16 protein-coding genes and 4 pseudogenes are annotated in these 17,822 nt (G+C 67.1%); 9 read left to right on the top strand and 11 right to left on the bottom strand.

Annotation, left to right across the window (positions count from 1 at the left end):
- Window positions 1–170: 170 nt before the first annotated feature.
- Window positions 171–353 (bottom strand): hypothetical protein, encoded by a 183-nt coding sequence (locus FGD71_RS02440; RefSeq protein ID WP_119098691.1) that lies wholly within the window; start codon window positions 351–353, stop codon window positions 171–173.
- A 408-nt stretch (window positions 354–761) separates the two neighbouring features.
- Between FGD71_RS02440 and FGD71_RS49875 the strand changes: the two are divergent.
- The 6 genes and pseudogenes from FGD71_RS49875 to FGD71_RS02415 all read left to right on the top strand — a co-directional run.
- A pseudogene (locus FGD71_RS49875) lies at window positions 762–1,058 on the top strand (urease subunit gamma); the annotation flags it as partial.
- Window positions 1,035–1,538, top strand: a complete 504-nt coding sequence (locus tag FGD71_RS49870; protein WP_338120031.1) for an urease subunit beta — start codon at window positions 1,035–1,037, stop codon at window positions 1,536–1,538. The pseudogene FGD71_RS49875 and the gene FGD71_RS49870, both read left to right, overlap by 24 nt.
- Window positions 1,535–3,523 (top strand): urease subunit alpha, encoded by a 1,989-nt coding sequence (gene ureC / locus FGD71_RS02430; protein ID WP_119098689.1) that lies wholly within the window; start codon window positions 1,535–1,537, stop codon window positions 3,521–3,523. The genes FGD71_RS49870 and ureC overlap by 4 nt, the downstream gene beginning before the upstream one ends.
- A 103-nt stretch (window positions 3,524–3,626) precedes the next feature.
- On the top strand, window positions 3,627–4,301 hold the full coding sequence (locus FGD71_RS02425) for an urease accessory protein UreF (protein ID WP_119098688.1): 675 nt from the start codon (window positions 3,627–3,629) through the stop codon (window positions 4,299–4,301).
- 38 nt (window positions 4,302–4,339) lie between these two features.
- A complete protein-coding gene (gene ureG / locus FGD71_RS02420; RefSeq protein WP_119098687.1) occupies window positions 4,340–5,029 on the top strand; it encodes an urease accessory protein UreG in 690 nt (229 codons plus the stop codon).
- The gene (locus tag FGD71_RS02415; RefSeq protein ID WP_119098686.1) at window positions 5,026–5,880 is read left to right on the top strand and encodes an urease accessory protein UreD; all 855 of its coding nucleotides are present in this window, start codon (window positions 5,026–5,028) and stop codon (window positions 5,878–5,880) included. Before ureG ends, FGD71_RS02415 begins: the two co-directional genes overlap by 4 nt.
- A gap of 256 nt (window positions 5,881–6,136) precedes the next feature.
- On the opposite strand, the gene ligA is transcribed toward FGD71_RS02415, so the two are convergent.
- The 8 genes and pseudogenes from ligA to FGD71_RS02370 all read right to left on the bottom strand — a co-directional run bounded on the left by ligA (window position 6,137) and on the right by FGD71_RS02370 (window position 14,825).
- On the bottom strand, window positions 6,137–8,227 hold the full coding sequence (gene ligA, locus FGD71_RS02410; protein ID WP_162930998.1) for an NAD-dependent DNA ligase LigA: 2,091 nt from the start codon (window positions 8,225–8,227) through the stop codon (window positions 6,137–6,139).
- Between the two features lie 574 nt (window positions 8,228–8,801).
- A pseudogene (locus FGD71_RS02400) lies at window positions 8,802–9,565 on the bottom strand (alpha/beta hydrolase family protein).
- Between the two features lie 271 nt (window positions 9,566–9,836).
- Complete coding sequence (locus FGD71_RS02395) at window positions 9,837–10,640, bottom strand: MerR family transcriptional regulator (RefSeq protein WP_119098684.1); 804 nt, start codon at window positions 10,638–10,640, stop codon at window positions 9,837–9,839.
- Complete coding sequence (locus FGD71_RS02390) at window positions 10,633–11,169, bottom strand: VOC family protein (protein WP_119098683.1); 537 nt, start codon at window positions 11,167–11,169, stop codon at window positions 10,633–10,635. The genes FGD71_RS02395 and FGD71_RS02390 overlap by 8 nt, the downstream gene beginning before the upstream one ends.
- 59 nt (window positions 11,170–11,228) lie before the next feature.
- The gene (locus tag FGD71_RS49600) at window positions 11,229–11,588 is read right to left on the bottom strand and encodes a PhzF family phenazine biosynthesis protein (RefSeq protein ID WP_276147116.1); all 360 of its coding nucleotides are present in this window, start codon (window positions 11,586–11,588) and stop codon (window positions 11,229–11,231) included.
- Between the two features lie 101 nt (window positions 11,589–11,689).
- Complete coding sequence (locus tag FGD71_RS02380) at window positions 11,690–12,346, bottom strand: L-asparaginase family protein (protein WP_205571076.1); 657 nt, start codon at window positions 12,344–12,346, stop codon at window positions 11,690–11,692.
- A gap of 318 nt (window positions 12,347–12,664) precedes the next feature.
- Window positions 12,665–13,141, bottom strand: coding sequence for a DUF488 domain-containing protein (locus tag FGD71_RS02375; protein ID WP_240436350.1), 477 nt, complete (start codon window positions 13,139–13,141; stop codon window positions 12,665–12,667).
- Window positions 13,142–13,615: 474 nt separating this feature from the next.
- Window positions 13,616–14,825: pseudogene (locus tag FGD71_RS02370) on the bottom strand (replication-associated recombination protein A).
- 492 nt (window positions 14,826–15,317) lie between these two features.
- On the opposite strand from FGD71_RS02370, the gene FGD71_RS49595 reads away from it, so the two are divergent.
- The 3 genes from FGD71_RS49595 (at window position 15,318) to FGD71_RS47865 (ending at window position 16,244) form a co-directional block, all read left to right on the top strand.
- Window positions 15,318–15,449 carry a hypothetical protein gene (locus FGD71_RS49595; RefSeq protein WP_276147115.1) on the top strand — a complete coding sequence of 44 codons (132 nt, stop codon included), beginning with the start codon at window positions 15,318–15,320 and terminating at the stop codon, window positions 15,447–15,449.
- Window positions 15,450–15,565: 116 nt separating this feature from the next.
- Window positions 15,566–15,844 carry a hypothetical protein gene (locus FGD71_RS47870; RefSeq protein ID WP_219925781.1) on the top strand — a complete coding sequence of 93 codons (279 nt, stop codon included), beginning with the start codon at window positions 15,566–15,568 and terminating at the stop codon, window positions 15,842–15,844.
- Complete coding sequence (locus FGD71_RS47865; RefSeq protein WP_205571077.1) at window positions 15,798–16,244, top strand: methyltransferase; 447 nt, start codon at window positions 15,798–15,800, stop codon at window positions 16,242–16,244. Before FGD71_RS47870 ends, FGD71_RS47865 begins: the two co-directional genes overlap by 47 nt.
- 216 nt (window positions 16,245–16,460) lie before the next feature.
- Here FGD71_RS47865 and FGD71_RS02360 read toward each other — a convergent pair.
- Together FGD71_RS02360 and FGD71_RS02355 are read right to left on the bottom strand one after the other, a co-directional pair.
- A pseudogene (locus tag FGD71_RS02360) lies at window positions 16,461–17,446 on the bottom strand (IS481 family transposase).
- Between the two features lie 93 nt (window positions 17,447–17,539).
- The coding region (locus FGD71_RS02355; RefSeq protein WP_119098681.1) for a VOC family protein at window positions 17,540–17,822 on the bottom strand (283 nt) is incomplete at its 5' end.

The raw sequence follows: 17,822 nt of genomic DNA, 5'->3' as shown, positions 1-17,822 counted from the left end.
TGTGCTCGAGTGCGGCGTATGAGTGGCGGCGTCGATGAGACGAGCACGGACTGTGGCGAACTTGTTCAGGACCGCGCGCACCGTGGTCTCCTCCTGCCTTGGTGCCCGCTCAACCGACGCGACCGTAGGGGGATCAGGGCGGCATCCATGCGCGCCGCCGGGGCGCACCTTCACCGCCAGCGGGGTTCCGGGCTCTTCGGACACAGTGGCAGGTTGCCGGGTCGCTGACGTGCGGAGGTGGGCGCCTGCACCATCTTGCGGAGCAGAGCGTCCCTGAACGCCTCGACGAGACGTGCCGCGCGGGGGATGGACGACAGCGGGTCGGCGCTCGACGGGTCGTTGGTCGGGGTCATGCTTGTCTGATCCTTGTGAATGGGGGGCCGCCGAGGGTGGGCATGGAGCCGGTGGCGCCGGCCTTCACGCCGGCAGGCCGAGTTCCTTGCGGATGGCGGGGGCGACCTCGGTGGCAAGGAGTTCGATGGACTCGTGGAGTGGACGGTGCAGCAGGAGCGGACGCTGGGTCGATGAGCGGAGCGATCGCTTTCGTCCGCGGTTTCGGAACCGGGCTTCTTCTGTCCGGCGGGGTGAAAACGGCGTACTCCGCGGATTCATCCGATGGTGTAGATCATCCGCCGTTTGGCCGTCTCGCCGTTCTTGCCCCGCTGATGATCGGGGAGCGTCCGTTGTCGTCCAGGGAACGTTGTCCGTGACCTTGGCATGTCCGGCCGCGCGTACCATCCGACCAACAGAATTGACCAACTGTGCATTTGACTCCGCATGAGCAGGAGCGCTTGCTGATCCACGTCGCGGCCGACGTGGCAGGCAAGCGCCGCGACCGGGGGCTGCTTCTCAACTACCCCGAGACCATGGCCCTGCTGACCGTTCACGTCTTCGAGGCAGCGCGTGATGGTAAGACGGTCAGCGACATCATGGACTCGGGCCGACGAGTGCTCACCCGTGACGACGTGATGGACGGCGTCCCGGAGATGATCAAGAACGTCCAGGTGGAGGCGACCTTCCCGGACGGCACCAAGCTGGTCACGATTCACGACCCCATCCCGGAGGCCACGGAGGAGCCCGAGGTCTACCCGGGCAAGGTCGAGCATCCCCAGCCGGCACGCAGGCCGGAGTGCCCGGTCGACTGCGACGACACCGACTCGCCTGCCTGTTGCGATGAGTGCGACGACGCGGCGTCCTGGCATGAGGCGATCGCGTTCAACGAGAACCTGCAGCGCGACAAGAGGACGATCAAGGTCAGGAACACGTCCGACCGTCCCGTCCAGGTCGGCTCCCACTACCACTTTGCCGAGGTCAACCCCGGCCTCGAAGTGGTCGAGAACCCCGTCGGCACGTCCGTGACCAACGAACCGCTCAGGGACTGCGCTGAGGCCAAGGGACGACGGCTCAACATCGCGGCAGGCACGTCCGTGAGGTTCGAACCAGGAGATGTGTGCTGCGTTGAGCTGGTGAAGATCGAGGGCGATGCCAAGAGCGACACCAGCAAGATTCAGGGACTGCGTGAGGGGATCGTCCGATGAGCAGCCAGGTGGGGCAGACGGGCCGGCAGAGGCCGAGCAACTTGCTGAAGCGCACGGACTACGCCGCTCTGTACGGGCCCACCACCAAGGACCGGGTCCGCCTCGCCGACACCGATCTCACCGTCGAGATCGAAGCTGACTGGAGCGGTGGACCGAAATACAGCGGCAACGAGATGATCTTCGGTGGCGGGAAGGTGATCCGAGAGTCGATGGGCATGTCCCACATCCCGAGGGACGGGGGCGGCAAGAAGGGTCGCATTCCCATGGACACGGTCATCACGGGGGCGCTGATCCTCGACTGGTGGGGTGTGGTCAAGGCCGATGTCGGCATCAGGGATGGCAAGGTTCATGCCATCGGCAAGGCTTACAACCCCGAGACGATGGACCCGATCTCGGCGTTCGAGAAGTCCGCTCGTGAACAGGCGGGCGAGCGGCTACCGGTGACGGCGACGAACTTTGTGGTCGGCCCGAGCACCGAGGTCATCTCCGGCAACGGCCGGATCCTCACCGCGGGGGGTGTGGACACCCACGTTCACTTCATCTGTCCCGAGGAGATCCACGAGGCCCTGGCCTCGGGCGTGACCACTCTCATCGGCGGCGGCACCGGCCCCGCTGAGGGCAGCACGGCCACCACCGTGACCCCGGGGGAGTGGCATATCACCCGAGTCTTCGAGGCCCTGGACGAGTACCCGGTCAACATCGGTCTGCTCGGCAAGGGCAGCACGATGAACGTCCAGGCCCTGAACGAGCAGGTGGACGCCGGTGTCATTGGCTTCAAGGTGCACGAAGACTGGGGTGCCACGCCCGCGGTGATCGACAGGGCGCTGGCAGTCTGTGAGAAGCGCAAGGTCCAACTCGCCCTGCACGCCGACTCGCTCAACGAGTCCGGTTTCCTGGAGAGCACCAAGGCTGCTTTCAAGAAGCGTTCCATCCATATCTTCCATGTCGAGGGCGCCGGAGGAGGTCATGCCCCGGACATGATCGAGCTGGTCAAGGAGCCGAACGTCCTGCCCGCCTCGACCAACCCCACCCGGCCCTTGACGGTGAACACCGTCAAGGAGCACGTCGACATGATGGTCGTGTGCCACCACCTCAACCCGGACATTCCGGCGGACATGGCCTTCGCGGATTCCCGCATCCGACCGTCCACCATGGCGGCGGAGGACCTCCTCCACGACATGGGCGCCATCTCGATGATGTCCTCGGATGCCCAGGCGATGGGGCGCATCGGCGAGATGATCATGCGCACCTGGCAGACCGCGCACGTCATGAAGTCCCGCTACGGCGCGCTGCCCGAAGACCTGCAGAGCGCGAAAGTCCGAACGATCCGTGAGGACAAGGACCACTCCTTCAATGAGGGCAGGCTGAAGCCGAACGACAACTACCGGGCGCGCCGGTACGTCGCCAAGTACACGGTCAACCCGTCGATCACACACGGCATCGCAGGCCACGTCGGTTCCGTGGAACCGGGGAAACTGGCAGACCTGGTGCTGTGGGAGCCGAAGTTCTTCGGCGTCAAGACGCACATGGTCCTCAAGGGCGGCCAGCTCGCCTACGCGCAGGTCGGCGACGCCAACGCTTCGATCACGACGCCGCAGCCCTACCTGCCGCGTGCGGTCTGGGGGGCCACCGGTCGTGCCCCGGGGAGCAACTCCGTGAACTTCGCTGCCCCGGGCGTGGCTGACAGGTTGAACACCCGACTCGTCATCACCCAGGACAGCAGTAACAGGGTCACGGAGGCGAAGACGGAGGGGCTCGGACTCAGCAAGAAGTTCGTCGAGATCTCGGATACCCGGGACGTCAAGAAGACCGACATGAAGCTGAACGACACGGTGCCGGAAAGCCTCGAAGTGGACCACAACAGCTTCGAGGTCACCATCGGCGGTGCGACGACGAGCGACGCCCGCACCGAACTCAACGGTGCGACCGTACCGCGCTCCTACGTCAACGAAGTCCCCCTGGCGCAGCGGTACTTCCTCTTCTGATCCGACATCTGCCCGGCCGTCGGCGCCGCCGCAGCGGCCGGCCTGGTGTGCCCGTCCGGGCCACCGCATCACTGTCTACCCTGTGAAAGGCAGCCGCTCGCCCATGAGCCGCGCAGCCCTGCTCCTCCTGGCCGACGGCCGCTTCCCCGCCGGTGGGCACGCCCACTCCGGCGGGGTCGAGGCCGCGGTCGCCCACGGAGCCGTACACGACACCGACAGCCTGGAGGCGTTCTGCCGCGGGCGTCTGCACACCACCGGTCTGACGATGGCCGGGCTGGCCGCGGCAGCCGCCGGCGGACATGACCCACTGCTGCTTGACGACGCCGCCGACGCGCGCACCCCCGCCCCCGCACTACGTGCCGCTGCCCGCAGGCTCGGCCGGCAGATGTTGCGCGCGGCTCGTGCCACCTTTCCATCGGCCGAACTCGAGCATCTGGCCACCGCGCGACCTCAGGGCGCCCACCAGCCCATCGTTCTGGGCCTCGCCGCCCGCGCCGCCGGGCTCGCCCCGGTGGACGCCGCCTATGCCGCCGTGTACGAGAACATCGGTGGCCCGGCCACCGCAGCGGTGCGCCTGCTGAGCCTTGACCCGCTCGACGCCTCGGGGCTGCTGGCCCGCCTCGGCCCCGAAATCGACGACGTCGCAGCAGCCGCGGCCGACGCCGCGACCCGCGCCATGACCGAGGGCATCGACGCCCTGCCGTCGGCCTCCTCACCCCTACTGGACATCACCGCGGAGCAGCACGCCGCCTGGACCGTCCGGCTCTTCGCCTCCTGACCACCACCTGAACACCTGGATTTCCCAACGGAGTTGACATGCACCTTGGCCACTCTCTGCCTCACCAGCACATCCCCAGCGTTTCGGCGACCCGGCCCGACGGCAGCCGCCGTGCCCTCCGCGTCGGCCTGGGCGGCCCCGTCGGCTCCGGCAAGACCGCGACCGTCGCCGCGCTCTGCCGCACCCTGCGCGACCGCTGGTGTATCGCCGCTGTCACCAACGACATCTACACCCGCGAGGACGCCGAGTACCTGCTGCGCGAAGCCGTCCTGCCGCCCGAGCGCATCACCGCCGTCGAGACCGGCGCCTGCCCGCACACCGCGATCCGCGACGACATCTCCGCCAACCTGGAAGCCGTCGAGCACCTGGAAGAGACCCTCCATCCCCTCGACCTGGTGCTTGTCGAGTCCGGTGGTGACAACCTGACCGCCACCTTCTCCAAGGGCCTTGTCGACGTGCAGATCTTCGTCATCGACGTGGCCAGCGGCGACGACATCCCCCGCAAAGGTGGCCCCGGCATCACCACCGCCGACCTCCTCATCGTCAACAAGACCGACCTCGCCCCGCACGTCGGCGCCGACCTGGACACCATGGCCGTCGACGCGAAACGACAGCGCGGCGACCTTCCCGTCATCTTCACCAGCCTCACTTCCGACGACGGTATCCGCGAAGTCGCCGACTGGGTAACGGGCCACCTCGCCCAGTGGCGCGCGGGGGCAGTTGTATGAGCCCCTCCTCCCGACTCGCCTCCGCCCGAGCCACGTCGGACCTCGACGTTCCCCCAGCCGGTGCCCAGGAGCCCGCCGGCCACCCCGACGGCGTACGTGCCACGGCCCGGATCCGCGCCGCGCACAACGGACGTGTCACCACCCTCCCGCAGTTGCGCAGCGACGGCCCCTTCCACCTGCGGCGCATGCGCACCGACGGCAACGCCGCCACGGTGGGGATCATCGGCGCGATGAGTGCTCCGCTCGGTGGCGACCGGCTCACCCTCGACATCACCGCCGAGGACCGGGCCGAGCTGGAGGTCATCACGGCTGCCGCCACGCTCGCCCTGCGCGGCCCCACCACCGAAGCGGCCACCTACGACGTGCGGCTCACCGCCGGAGAACACGCCCATCTGCTCTGGCTACCGCAGCCCCTGATCAGCGCCGCCGGCAGCAATCTGAGACAGACGTACACTGTCGAACTCGCCGCCACCTCACGGTTCGTACTGCGAGAAGAGCAGGTCCTGGGCCGGGCCGACGAGGAACCGGGTCACATCGTCAGCCGGATCCTGGTCCACCGTGCCGGGCGCCCACTACTCGACCAGCAAACGGCGTACGGGGCGCCAGAACCCGGCTGGGACGGCCCGGCCGTCCTGAACAGACACCGCGCCGTCGGCCAGCTCCTGGTCGTGGACCCGCGCGTCCACGTCCGACGAGGCCCCATACTCCTCGGCGAAGGCATCAAGGACGGGTGTGCCGTCCTCGCACCCCTGGCCAACGGCCCGGCACTGCTCGCCACCGCCGTCGCACCAACCACCTCGATCCTGCGTGAACTGCTCGACGAGGCACACGCGCACGCCTTCACCCGCTAGCGGACGGGCCGGCGCACCCGGCGGGCGACGTCCCACAGCGTAGGACCAGTCCCCATGGAGGTTTGTTCATCCTGAAGTTGCAAGTCATGCGTCTGGTGTGACTCGTGCACAACGCTCGCTGCACGCCACGAAGCCGTGATCGGCCGGAGCGCACGGCGTCGACGGGCAGGACGACGTGGACGACGAGCCGGCGGCCACCGACACCCGAGCTGCTGATCGCTGAGTGTGATGACCGGGCCCGCCGTCGCTTCCCGCATCAGCCGACGAAGTCGGCGACGAGGGTGGCGAATTCGTCAGGGGTGGCCAGGCGGATGCCGAGGGACTCGGCCTTGGCACGCTTGGATCCGGCGCCTTCTCCCGCGACGACCAGGGTGGTCTTCTTGGAGACGCTGGAGGAGGCGCGGCCGCCGGCGCGTTCGATGAGTTCGTTCATCTGGTTGCGGCTGAGTTTCTCCAGCGGTCCGGTCATCGCGCCGGTCACGACGACCGTCATCCCGGCCAGCGGCCCGTCCGCCGAACCCTCGCTCTGCGCGGCGCCGCCTGAGTCATCGGCGGCGGCCGCGCTCGGTGGGGTGGCGCCGGGTTCTGTCATGTTCACCCCGGCGGCGGCGAGTTTGTCGATGAGCGGGGCGAGCTCGGTGAGTTCGGCGACGATGGACGGGGCCTTCTCGGTGCCGATGCCCTCGACCTGCTGCATCGTTTCGGCATCTGCGGTGCGTATGTGGTCCATGGTGGCGAAGTAGCGGGCGATCCGGCGGGACATGGACCGGCCGGTGCCGCGGACCCCGAGCGCGCACAGCACCCGCGACAGCGGCTGCCCCTTGGCCGTACTGATGGCGGCCAGGAGGTTGTCGGTGCTGGTCTCACCCATCCGCTCCAGAGCGAGCAGCTGATCGCGGGTGAGGGTGAACAAGTCGGCGAGATCGGCCACCAGGCCGGCCTCGACGAGTTGGACGACGCGGGTGTGGCCGAGGCCTTCGATGTCGAGCTGGTCGCGGCCTGCGGCGTAGGAGAGGGCGGCGACCAGGTGGCAGTTACGGCCGTTCGCGCAGCGCCAGCGCTGCTCGCTGGTGTCGATGCCGGCGCCGCAGCGTGGGCACATCTCGGGGAAGACAATGGGTTGTTCGGTACCGGTGCGCAGGTGGGCGACGGGGGCTTCGATGCGGGGGATGACGTCACCGGCCCGATGGACCATGACGTGGTCGCCCAGGCGCAGATCGCGGCGGGTGATGTCGGCCGGGTTGTGCAGGGTGGCGTAGGTGATGGTGGCGCCGTCGATCTCCACCGGCTCCAGCACGCCGCGCGGGGCGATGATGCCGGTGCGGCCGACGTTCCATTCCACCTCCAGCAGCCGGGTGATCTTCTCGACGGCTGGCAGCTTGTAGGCGATCGCCCAGCGCGGGGCGCGCGTCCCGGATCCGGCCGTCTGCTGGTCGGCGGCCAGGTCGGCCTTGATGACTATCCCGTCGATCCCGAAGGGCAACGTCGCGCGCAGCGCGGCGATTTCCTGCACCCGGGCCAGAACCTGCTCCACTGTGCCGGCGGTGATGCCGGGCACGGTCGTGGTGGCGGTGGTGTTCACCCCGTACGCGGCGGCCTGGGCCATCAGGTCGCTGTGCGTGAGTTCGCCCAGGCGACGGGCGAGGTCCGGCTCGGTGTCGGGCTGGGGCAGCAGGCCGTAGCCGAAGAACGTCATCGGCACCGTGTAGGCGCGCTCCTTGGCGCGCAGGCTGCCCGCTGCTGCGCCGCGCGGGTTCGCGAACGGCTGCCCGCCGTGCGCGGTGCGTACCTCGTTTGCGTGCTCGAACTGGGCGGTGGTCATCAGGACTTCGCCGCGTACCTCCACGGTGACTGGCTCGGCCAGTGTGTCGGGCAGGCCTTCGACGGTGCCGATGGCGTGCGAGACGTCCTCCCCGGCCGTCCCGTCGCCGCGCGTGATCAGCCGGTCCAGGCGGCCGCGGGTGTAGCGGGCGGCGATCGCCAGGCCGTCCAGCTTCGGCTCGACGCTGAACCGCTCCACGTCGTGGCCGACGCGCCGGGCCAGCGACGCCGTCCAGGCCGTGAACTCCTCCGGCGAGAACACGTTGTCCAGGCTCAGCATCGCCACCGTGTGCGGCACATCGCCCTCCACGGCGCCGCCGGCGACCTTCCCGGTCGGCGAATCGGGCAGCACCTGCTCGGGATGCTCCGCCTCCCACGCCGCGATCCCGCGCACCAGCCGGTCGTAGGCGTCGTCGTCCAGCGGGGAGGTGCCGCTCGCGTAGTAGGCGGCCGACGCCTTTACCGCGTCCTCGACCGCCTGCGCGTAGGCGGCGGCATCCACGATTACTGCAGCTGGTGTGGTCATGCCCGACATCCTGCCTGCCGCCACTGACAACGCCTCGGTGCCGACGTACCCGGCTGTGTATCCAGCCGGGTGCAGGTGAGATCTGGCGCCATCTACGGCGCATCAGGGTCTCGCGCAGCACTCTCACAGATGGTCGTTTGGCGAGAGACGGAAGCGGAGCTGCCGCTACCGCTCGACACAGTTCTGCCCAGATTCTGGGGGATGGCCCCGCGGGTTCACGGGTCAACTCACGGGGCGGCTTCGGGCGCGAGCCCATTACCCGGGGCTACTTCAGATCGGCGAGGAGGCCATCGAGGGCCTTGTTGAGGGCTTCGGAGTTGGCCTGGTCGAACCATGTGGTGCGGATGCGTTCGTTGTTTCCGTTCGGGGTCTCGTGGTCGGCCGCGAGCTGATGCAGGGAACGGGTCTCGTCGCTCAGGGCGCGACCGACCCCCTGGAAAAGGCTGTTATGTCTTCTCCTTGCCCAGAGCGTTCCGCGACCTCAGGTGTGTGTGGATCCATCATCTGGATTCGCAGCCTCAACCCGGGGCCGCGGTATCGGCGTCCGTCCGGCCGGACGCCGATACCGCTCACGTCAGGCCGGCGAGGTGACCGCTCGACCGAGGTGCCGGGCGAAGAACCGGACCGCGCTGTCGGCCTCGAACCGGGGCACCTCCTTGTTCTTGCCCGCGTTGGCGTGCAACGTCTTCTCCTTCGAGGCGAAGGCGTCGAACAACGCGAGACCGGACTCGCGCGGGATGTGCTCGTCGTCCCACTGGAGCACGAACTCGATTGGGACGCTGATCTGCTTCGCCGTCTCGGCCAGGGCGTCGGGCCAGTGGATACCGAAGACCGCGGCGGTGATCCTGGGTTCGATCGCCGTCAACGGAACTCCGGTCGCGGTGCCCATGCTCAGACCGAAGTAGCCGACCGGCCCTTCTGCGCCGATCTCCGGCAGTTCCTGGAGGGCGTCCAGTGTCGCCTGCCACTCGGGTACGGCGCGCTCCGCCAGGTGGGCGTTGTAGCGGACGATGATCGGGCCTTCCGGCTCGCCCGCCGCCCTCGCCCGGTACATCGCGGCGATCTCTTGCTCGTCGTGCGCCGTGCGCGGCCGGCCGCCGTGACCAGGCGCGTCGATGACGGCGACGTGGAAGCCGCAGCCGGTCACGAGGCGATGCGACGGCCCACCATTCCCGGCCACTTCTTGTGCGTGCCGCCGCCGTGCCCCATCAGTACCAGTGGCGCGCGATCGGAGCCGGAAGCCGGCGACCAGAGTACGCCGGTGATCTCGCCCACGGTGAAGTCGCGTTCGAGTACACCGGTCGACGATGTCTCCGCAGTGAAATGCAGAGAATGCATAGGTGTTGCCTTTCGGGAGTGCCTTGATACTGAGGCGCTCCCGGCGACACCTACGTCAATCGCCCGACCGTGACGAAGAGGTGGAGCACCCACACAGATACAGCGTTCATGGGTCTCACCTCCTCGGCGATGTCACGGTCGCCTGCAAGCTAGCAGCACGAACATCATCCCGCCCAACCCTTTTTCCCGCCACGTGATCGCGAGATCTGTCAGATGATCAATGGGCCGTGCTGGAGCCGCTTACGCGGGTGCAGGCTTCCGGACCCGCGCTCTACTGCCAGGTCGCGGTGTCAGGGTCGATGCTGTGGGCGCGCGCGCTGGCGTCGATGATTCGACGGAACCACGTGGCAAGGCCGGCGCGGATGCCGTCGTAGTGGGCAGCAAATCCCGGATCGGCCTCATACATGCGGCCGAGACAGACCTGCATCTGCCTGGTGAGGGGAAAGTACGAAGCAAAAACTTCGCGGTGCCGCTCGACGAGCTGATTCGCTTCTGGGCTACCAGGTGTGACGCCGGCGTCCATCGCATCCCCGAGGGCGCGGTCGAGGCCGGCAACGGCGTCGGCGATGGCCTGCCATTCCTCCGGACCGCGAGAGGCGGAGCGTTCGGCGTACTGCCGCCATTGCGTCGTGTCTCCGTAGCGCTGACGGGCTTGGGCGGGCCAGTCCGGGTTCCACTGGGGGCCGAAGATCGCGGCCTGCTGCTCGATGGTCAGCAGCAGGCCGCGATCGTGGGCGTCGATCATCCGATCCAGTCCGGCGCTGAGCTGCTGGAGGCGGTCGATCCGTTCAGCGACCTGGGTGCGCTGCGCGCGCAATGCGCCGGGCACGTCTGCCGTCGAGTCGTCCAAGATGGCCCGAATCCTGTCCAGGCCGAGACCGATCTCACGGTAGACGACGATGCGGTGCAGGCGTTCCAGATCACCAGCGGTGTAGAGCCGGTATCCGGCAGCCGTGCGCAGCGACGGTCGCGCCAGACCGATCTCATCCCAGTGGTGCAGCGCGCGGACTGTCACGCCCAGACGCGTCGAGACCTGACCGACCGTCAGGCCATCGGCGTCAGTGGCATCAAGCATGCTCCTCATTGTCGCCGCGACCGACGCCCGGTGGGGTGACACCGACGGCTTCAAGGTTCCGCGCCTCCTGACTGGCCGGATCAAAGGGCTTCGCCGCGGTGAAAACGATCCGAGCGTTCTCGGGCGTGATCACCTCCACATCGCGGGTGTTCCAGGGCGTATCCCGTGGGCCATCGACCGAGTTCGGGCGCAACGCACGACAGGCCTCGACAAGGGAATCGACTTGGCTGAGCACGCACGCGAAACTGACGCTCATCGCTGGTGCCTGCTCCGGAGCGCTCGCCGCCTGGACGAGGAGTACGTCCTGGAACGCCCACCGGCGCAGATGCACAAGGCTGCCGGGGATGCTGAACAGCTCGAAGAACCCGAGCCCACGAACCCAGAAGTCCACCGACGCCGCCAAATCGCTCGTGGGGATCGTCACGAACGCGGGCATTCCGTAGATGCCACGGAACGGCTCCGGTGGAACCGCATCCGGGCCGGGAGCGGGCACGGGACTCATCTCAAACGCGTTGTAGTAGTCGCTCATGCACCCCACCTTCCAGCCTCCCGCAACGTGAGGGTCAAGCAGGCTCCGTGCATCTCGCCCTACCCCAACGATGCGACCAACGTTGCGGCCGGGTACACCTGGTCGGCCCGGCCGTCGCCGACCCGGTCGCGTCCTGCCCGGGCGCTCGGTCGGCGAGCAGGTCGATGACGGCTGTGGTGTAGGCGTGTGCGATGCCCGGCGAACGGCAACTCGTTCACCGGGGTGAAGATTCGGACCCGCACGTCACCGTCGTCTTCCGCGGGGAGGACGAAAACAGTCTCCGACAGGTGCATCTCCTGCGCGATCTGCTGCATGCGCTCGGGGGAAATAGCGGCGGAATCCACGAAGACCGCGACCGGGTTGCCTTCCAGCGGGACGTCGGTGAAGACGTCGGCTACCACGTACTCATACGTACCCATAGGTTCCCGTTCTCAAAGTTGGGCAATCGCGGCTCGTCCGTTGAACTCCAGATGAGGATCGCGCCGGCCACGCCGCCGACGCGGGGTGTCGCAGCCTTGGGTCAGTGGGTGTCGAACAGGGTCTGGTATCGAGCGACTGCTTGTTCTGTGGCTGCACGCTCGTCAGAGGTTGCGTTGAATGGATCTGCGGCAGGGGGCAGTGCGCCAAGTTTGAGTATCGCGGCCATGAGAAGCATGCGCGCTTTAGTAGCTGTGAGGTTGTTGCCTGAGATGAACGTCGGGTCAGCCCGGTACGCCATGCCTCCGGTGTTGCCGCCGCCAGTGCGGACCACCGGCATGCCGGCGAAGATGGCCACGCTCAAGGCCGCATTCTTCGTCGGGTCAGCCATCCCGAACGGCGACATGCCTTCACATACGAAACCGGCCAGTGGCGCCGTGACAAGGTTGGCTTTGATCCGTGCAAGGATCTCCACTTCCTCGTCAACGGTGGGCGGACTGTCGGCGCCAAAGAAGTCCTGCCCAAGGCGCTCGGAATCGGGGTCTGCGGTGTATCCGCCCGACGGAGCAGCGCGGAAGAAGTCAAAGTCGGCGATTGACCACAACTCAACGGGAGTACCGTGGTCAGCAAGGCCGAACCGCTCGATCTCCTCGTAGAGGCGGCGAGCATCGGGGTAGAACGTCTGTCGACCGGCTGCCGGTGGTGCGAACGGTGTAGTCGAGGGGATAGAGACCGTCGTCGGGATGAAGTTCGACGACATACACCGGTGTGGCGTCGTCGAAAGGCTGCTCATTGTGGAATGTGCCGTCTTTGTCGAGCCATCCGTCCGGCGGGGCATACAAGTTGGCTGCATCTCGTTCGAGTGGATGCGCGCTGAACGCCTCGATGTATACCGTCACAGGTGCCGCGAGCCGCTGAGGGCGTAGGACGTCGAAGTGAGAGGGGCGCAGCGGGAGACCGTGACGTGTGCGTGCCTTGTTCGATGTGATCAGGTCCGGTGTGTTCAGAATCGTCGCCGTCGGCCCGGCGAACACCGCTATCCGCAGTCGCGGCACGCCGCCCGGAGGAATTTCACGCATCACAACGGGCGCAGGTGCTCGAACGTGACGCCGTACCGCTCGGTCAGCCGCTGGGCGACCAACGATCGGTGGCAGGCCTCAGGGTCGGCCTCAACACAGAACAGCGCTGCGGTCCCGCTGCTCGGCAGCGCCGACACGATCGGCGCGAGGTCGGCGCGGTCGAGGATCTCGCTTGTGTAGCGGCGGGTGTACCCGGCAGCGAGCTCGCGGCGCGAGCGTTTGCCGACCCCGCGGCGGTCATCCTCGGCGTACTGAAGCTGACGTAACTCGGTTGTTGGGGCGAGTTCAGGGTGGTGCTCGTAGGCGATCCGGGCCTCGGCGAGCGCTGCCTGCAGCCGACGTGAGTTCGCCCAGGCGTATTCGGGTCCGCGGACGCCGCGGCGCTGACGTACGTCGAGCAGCAGGCGAACATTCGCCTGCTGTAATCGTTGAAGGTAAGACTCGCCGTCGAAGCCATAGACGCCGATTGTCGCCATTCTGAGCACTGGAGATCTCCCGCCTGCCAATGACTCGTTCTCCCACCCGACGGTGCTGTACCGCCCCCGAGCCATGACGCTGCCCAGGTCGATTCCGCTCGCGATAGTACTACTGATTTAGTTCAACGGGGCGTTATGCGACGGCAGTTGGCGAACGCATTCAGTCGAGTAAAACGCAAAGATCGGTAGGAAGGCAAAGGCCGAGTGATCGTTGTCGCGGCTCGGCTGTAGTGGTGCTCGGCCGCGAGCGCCCCGAACTCGACCCTCCTACCGTGCGCTGCATCCGAAAGGGGCCGCTCGAGAAGTTCCCGCAACAGGTGCGGAAGGCGCGTATCCCGCTCCAGGTCGCCAACGGCTCGACGCATTTTGAATGCGGCGAGCTACCTCGAAGGCTTCCGCGCGAGGCAGCAGCGCACCGACCGGCCCGCCGAGGTCGGCGTGCAGTCAGTGGCCCACGAGATTGCGGCAATACCTCTATCCGCCCCGGACTGCACGGCGGAGCTTCGTGAGGCGCTCGTGCAGGGTGCGTTCCCTGCCGTGCTGCGTGGGGCGGTAGTAGTCCTTCCCCACCAGTGCGTCCGGCGGGTACCGCTGCTCCAGGACTCCGTCGGACGTGTTGTGGGGGTAGCGGTAGCCGACCGCGTTGCCCAGCTCCGCGGCGCCTGCGTAGCGGCCGTATCGCAGGTGAGCGGGCACCTCACAAATGCACGGTGGCCTGAGCCAGGGCGAGGCGGGCCTCGGGCATCCCGATCAGCTGGACCGTCTGCGCCGCGGCGACGGCGGCCTGCAGCGCGGTAGGGTCGGCCAGCCCGACGTCCTCACTGGCGTGCACCAACAGCCGCCGCGCGACGAACCGCGGGTCCTCCCCGGCCACGAGCATGCGGGCCAGGTAATGCAGCGCGGCGTCGGGGTCTGAGCCGCGGATCGACTTGATGAACGCGCTGATGACGTCGTAGTGCTGGTCGCCCTGCCGGTCGTAGCGCACGGTGGCCTCAGCGATGGCTCGCTCCACGGCCGGCACGTCAATCGTCGTGCCGCCCGTATCAACCACCCCGTCGGCACTCGCCTCCAGCGCGGTCAGCGCGCTACGGGCATCGCCGGCGGCAAGGCGCACCAGGGCGTCCTCGGCCTCGGCCGACAGCGAGACCGAACCGTCGAGGCCGCGCTGATCCGTCACCGCCCGCCGCAGCAGGTCGCGGACCTCGTCCTCGCTCAGAGACTGGAGCTGCAACACCAGCAACCGTGACAGCAGCGGCGACACCACCGAGAACGACGGGTTCTCCGTGGTGGCAGCAACGAGCAACACAAGCCTGTCCTCGACCGCCCCGAGCAACGCATCCTGCTGGGTCTTGGAGAAGCGGTGCACCTCGTCGATGAACAGCACGGTTTGCCGGTTCTGACGGTCGCGGCGACGGCGCGCGTCGTTGATCACCTCTCGCAGTTCCTTGACTCCGCTGGACAGCGCCGAGAGGGCGACGAAGTATCGGGTATCGACGGTGGCGAGCAGGCGTGCAATCGTCGTCTTCCCGGTGCCGGGTGGGCCGTAGAGCAACACCGAAGCCGCCTCCCCGCCGTCCACCAGCCGCCGCAGCGGCGCGCCGGGACGCAGCAAGTGCGCCTGGCCGACAACCTCATCGAGTGTGCGCGGCCGCATCCGCACCGCCAACGGCGCGGTGGCCCGCATGGCCTCAGCGGGCGGGGTGTCGGACGTCGGCAACTCGAACAGCCCCTCCTCGGCAGTCATCCCTCCACCCAGCCATCGACACAGAGCACACCTTGGTGTCGGAGTTGGCTGCGAGTCAGAGGACCTCGGTCGCCTCGGCCCACCGCGGTCTGAATGATCAGCCGCGCCCCGAGACGATCGGTGGACGATGCTCTGCTGGACACGCGCGGTGGCCCTTCCTCTATGGGTTGGTAACTCACGAAAGGACCCTACGTCTGTCCATCCGGCAGTGCGGCCAAGACGGTTGATCTGCTGTGTGGGCTGCACAGAATGGCGAAAAGTGTCGAGAACCGGTGGTGGCGAGCCGAAACACCGTTTCAGCGGGCCACCAACCCGTCTTCCGTCCTTGTCCGGGATGGTGCTGCGGAACCAATGCGAGTTGTCAACTTCCGGTGCTTGTACTTGGGGTACGGTTACCGACGTTGTTGTGAGGTCGGGATGGGGGAGGCCGAAATGACAGTCGACGTGCAGGCCACTCGAGAAGTGGTCGACATGATCACCGGTGGGTGGAGGGCGCAGGCCCTCTACACCGCGGTCAAACTCAGACTGCCGGATCATATCGAGGCCGGCCGGACCACCTGCTAAGCGAACTCGCCGAATCAACTGGAGCGAATGAAGAGGGCATTCACCGCCTGATGCGCCTTCTGGTGGCCATGGGCGTATTCGAGGGCAATGAGTCGACCGGTTACCGGAGTACCCATGTGAGCGCAGCACTGCTCGACGGCCCTCAGTCCTTACGCGACATGTGCCTGCTCTACGGCGAGGAGTTCTACTCCGCCTGGGCTCATGTCCACCACGCCATCAGCACGGCAAGCTCGGGTTTCGAAGTCGCTTACGGTCAGTCGTTTTACGACTATCTCAGTCAGGACGCGGCCACCGCCAGGCGATTCCAGCACACCATGAACGCCGGAAGCATGTTCTTCCACCAGGTACCTGAGATCTTCGACTTCTCCAGCGGCAAGATGGCCCAAGGCGCGTGAGCACCTAGCAGCCACAATCGGACTGGACCGCGTCCAACTGGTCGGGGGCGACATGTTCAAAGACGTCCCGACGGGCGGGGACGTCTACATCCTCTGCCGAGTGCTGGCTGGCTGGGACGACGACGCGGTCGTCAAGGTCTTCGAGAACTGCCGCCGCGCCATGGTGGACTCCTCGTCGCGACTGCTGATCCTCGATCGTTTTGTCGAGGACGAGGACTCCACCGTGCTGCCCGCTCTGTGGGATCTGCACCTCCTGATAACAACTGGCGGCGAGCACCGCACCCTTGACAGGATCACAGCGCTGCTGAACCGGGCCGGCCTGGACATCGCACAGATCGCCGAGTTGCCCATGGAGACGACCGCCCTGATCGCTGCGCCACGCCCACCGTCGCAACACTAGGGTCGTTCTCAATCGCCGATGAACTCCCCATCAAGGCATCAGCCTGAGCATCGACGGCAGCGCGTACGACGCCACCGAACCCGCTGGGCGGTAGTTGTTCAGCGTGCTCTCGATGGTCGCGGAGTCCGAAGCCAGCACACCCCGGGCCGAACTAGCGGGCCTGTTCCGCGTTTCTCGCGCCACCATGTGTCGAGAGCTCAAGCGCGCCGCGGCGAGCTAGGTGTATGAGGGCTCGACGTTGGTGACGCTCTCGCGGAGGCGTGCTGCTGGCGGCTTTCCGGCGGCAGCACTATGCGGCCGGTGGTAGTTGTAGTGGATGTTCCACACTGTGATCGCGGCTGACCGGGCGTCCTCGCTGGTGAACTCGCGGGCGTGGAGGACTTCCTCGGCCATGATGCGCTGGTAGCGCTCCACCTTCCCGTTGTGCCGAGGTGTGTATGGTTTGGTTCTCTGATGTCGGGTGCCTTGCCCGACGATGCGGGCGAAGTCGCCGGAGCGGTAGCAAGCGCCATTGTCGGTGACGACCCGGTGGATGTGGTTGATGCCGTGGGAGGCGAACCAGACCTTCGCCCGGGCGAGGAAAGCAGCAGCCGTCGCGCCCTTCTCATCGCCCAGCGGTTCTGTGTAGGCGAGCCGTGAGAAACCATCGACGACGGAGTGCAGGTAGACGTAGCCACGCTTCGCCCCGGCCGACTTCGCCCGACACTAGCGACCTTGGCCTGATCGCTGTCCCGGCCGTGGATCCGCCACCCGCCGCCATCAGGGATCCGGCCGACCTTCTTCACATCCAGGTGCACCATGTGTCCGGGCCAGCGGGCGATGATCTTCCCCGGCTTCCGGTTGTTCTCACCGCCTGGGTCGATGAAGCGGCGTTCGCCGAGGCCGAGCCGGGTCAGGTGTCGGCTGACAGTTCGCCGGTTGATCACAAAACCGATACTCACAAGTTCGTCGGTGATCCGTTGCGCGGACCACTTGTGCTCGCGGCGCCAGGACTCGATCCGCTCGATGACCCATGCTGGAGTCGCGTTCGGACTCCGGTGCGGACTCGACGGCCGGTCTTGCAATCCCGCATCACCGTGTAGCCGCCAGCGATTTACCCACTTGCTGGCGCATGCGCGAGAGATGCCCATCTCAGCGGCGACATGGGCGATGGGACGTGTCTGGCACCGCTTCACGAGCCGCCTACGGCCCTCGACGCTCAGGGGCGCATTCGCGCGGGGGGACTCGTCGTCCTCTCGAAGTCAGACGACGGCAGGCGCGACACCTATCGTGCGCGCCTGCCGCATTGCGGCCTTTCAGTCCTGCGGTGCGACGCGGATACGGTTCCCGTCAGGATCGGCCGCGAGGAAGGTCAGCCCGAACCCCGCATCATGAGGCTCGCGCAGGATCGTGACCCCCTTGGACTGCCACTGCTTGAAGGTCGCGTTGAGCTCGTCGGGTCCACCGTCAATGGCCAGGCAAACCTCACTGGTGCGCGGGACGTCCGGTGACAGATCCTCGAACTGGCCGGACCACAGACCGAGGTCAGCGCCTGGCCCGAGGTCGAAGGTGATGTATCCCGAAGTCTCGAACGAGGGG

This window comes from Streptomyces sporangiiformans (genome assembly GCF_005768555.2).
GTDB classification, from domain to species: domain Bacteria; phylum Actinomycetota; class Actinomycetes; order Streptomycetales; family Streptomycetaceae; genus Streptomyces; species Streptomyces sporangiiformans.
The sequence above is the reverse complement of the archived record's forward strand: the minus strand, read 5'-3'. Positions and strand labels throughout refer to the sequence as shown.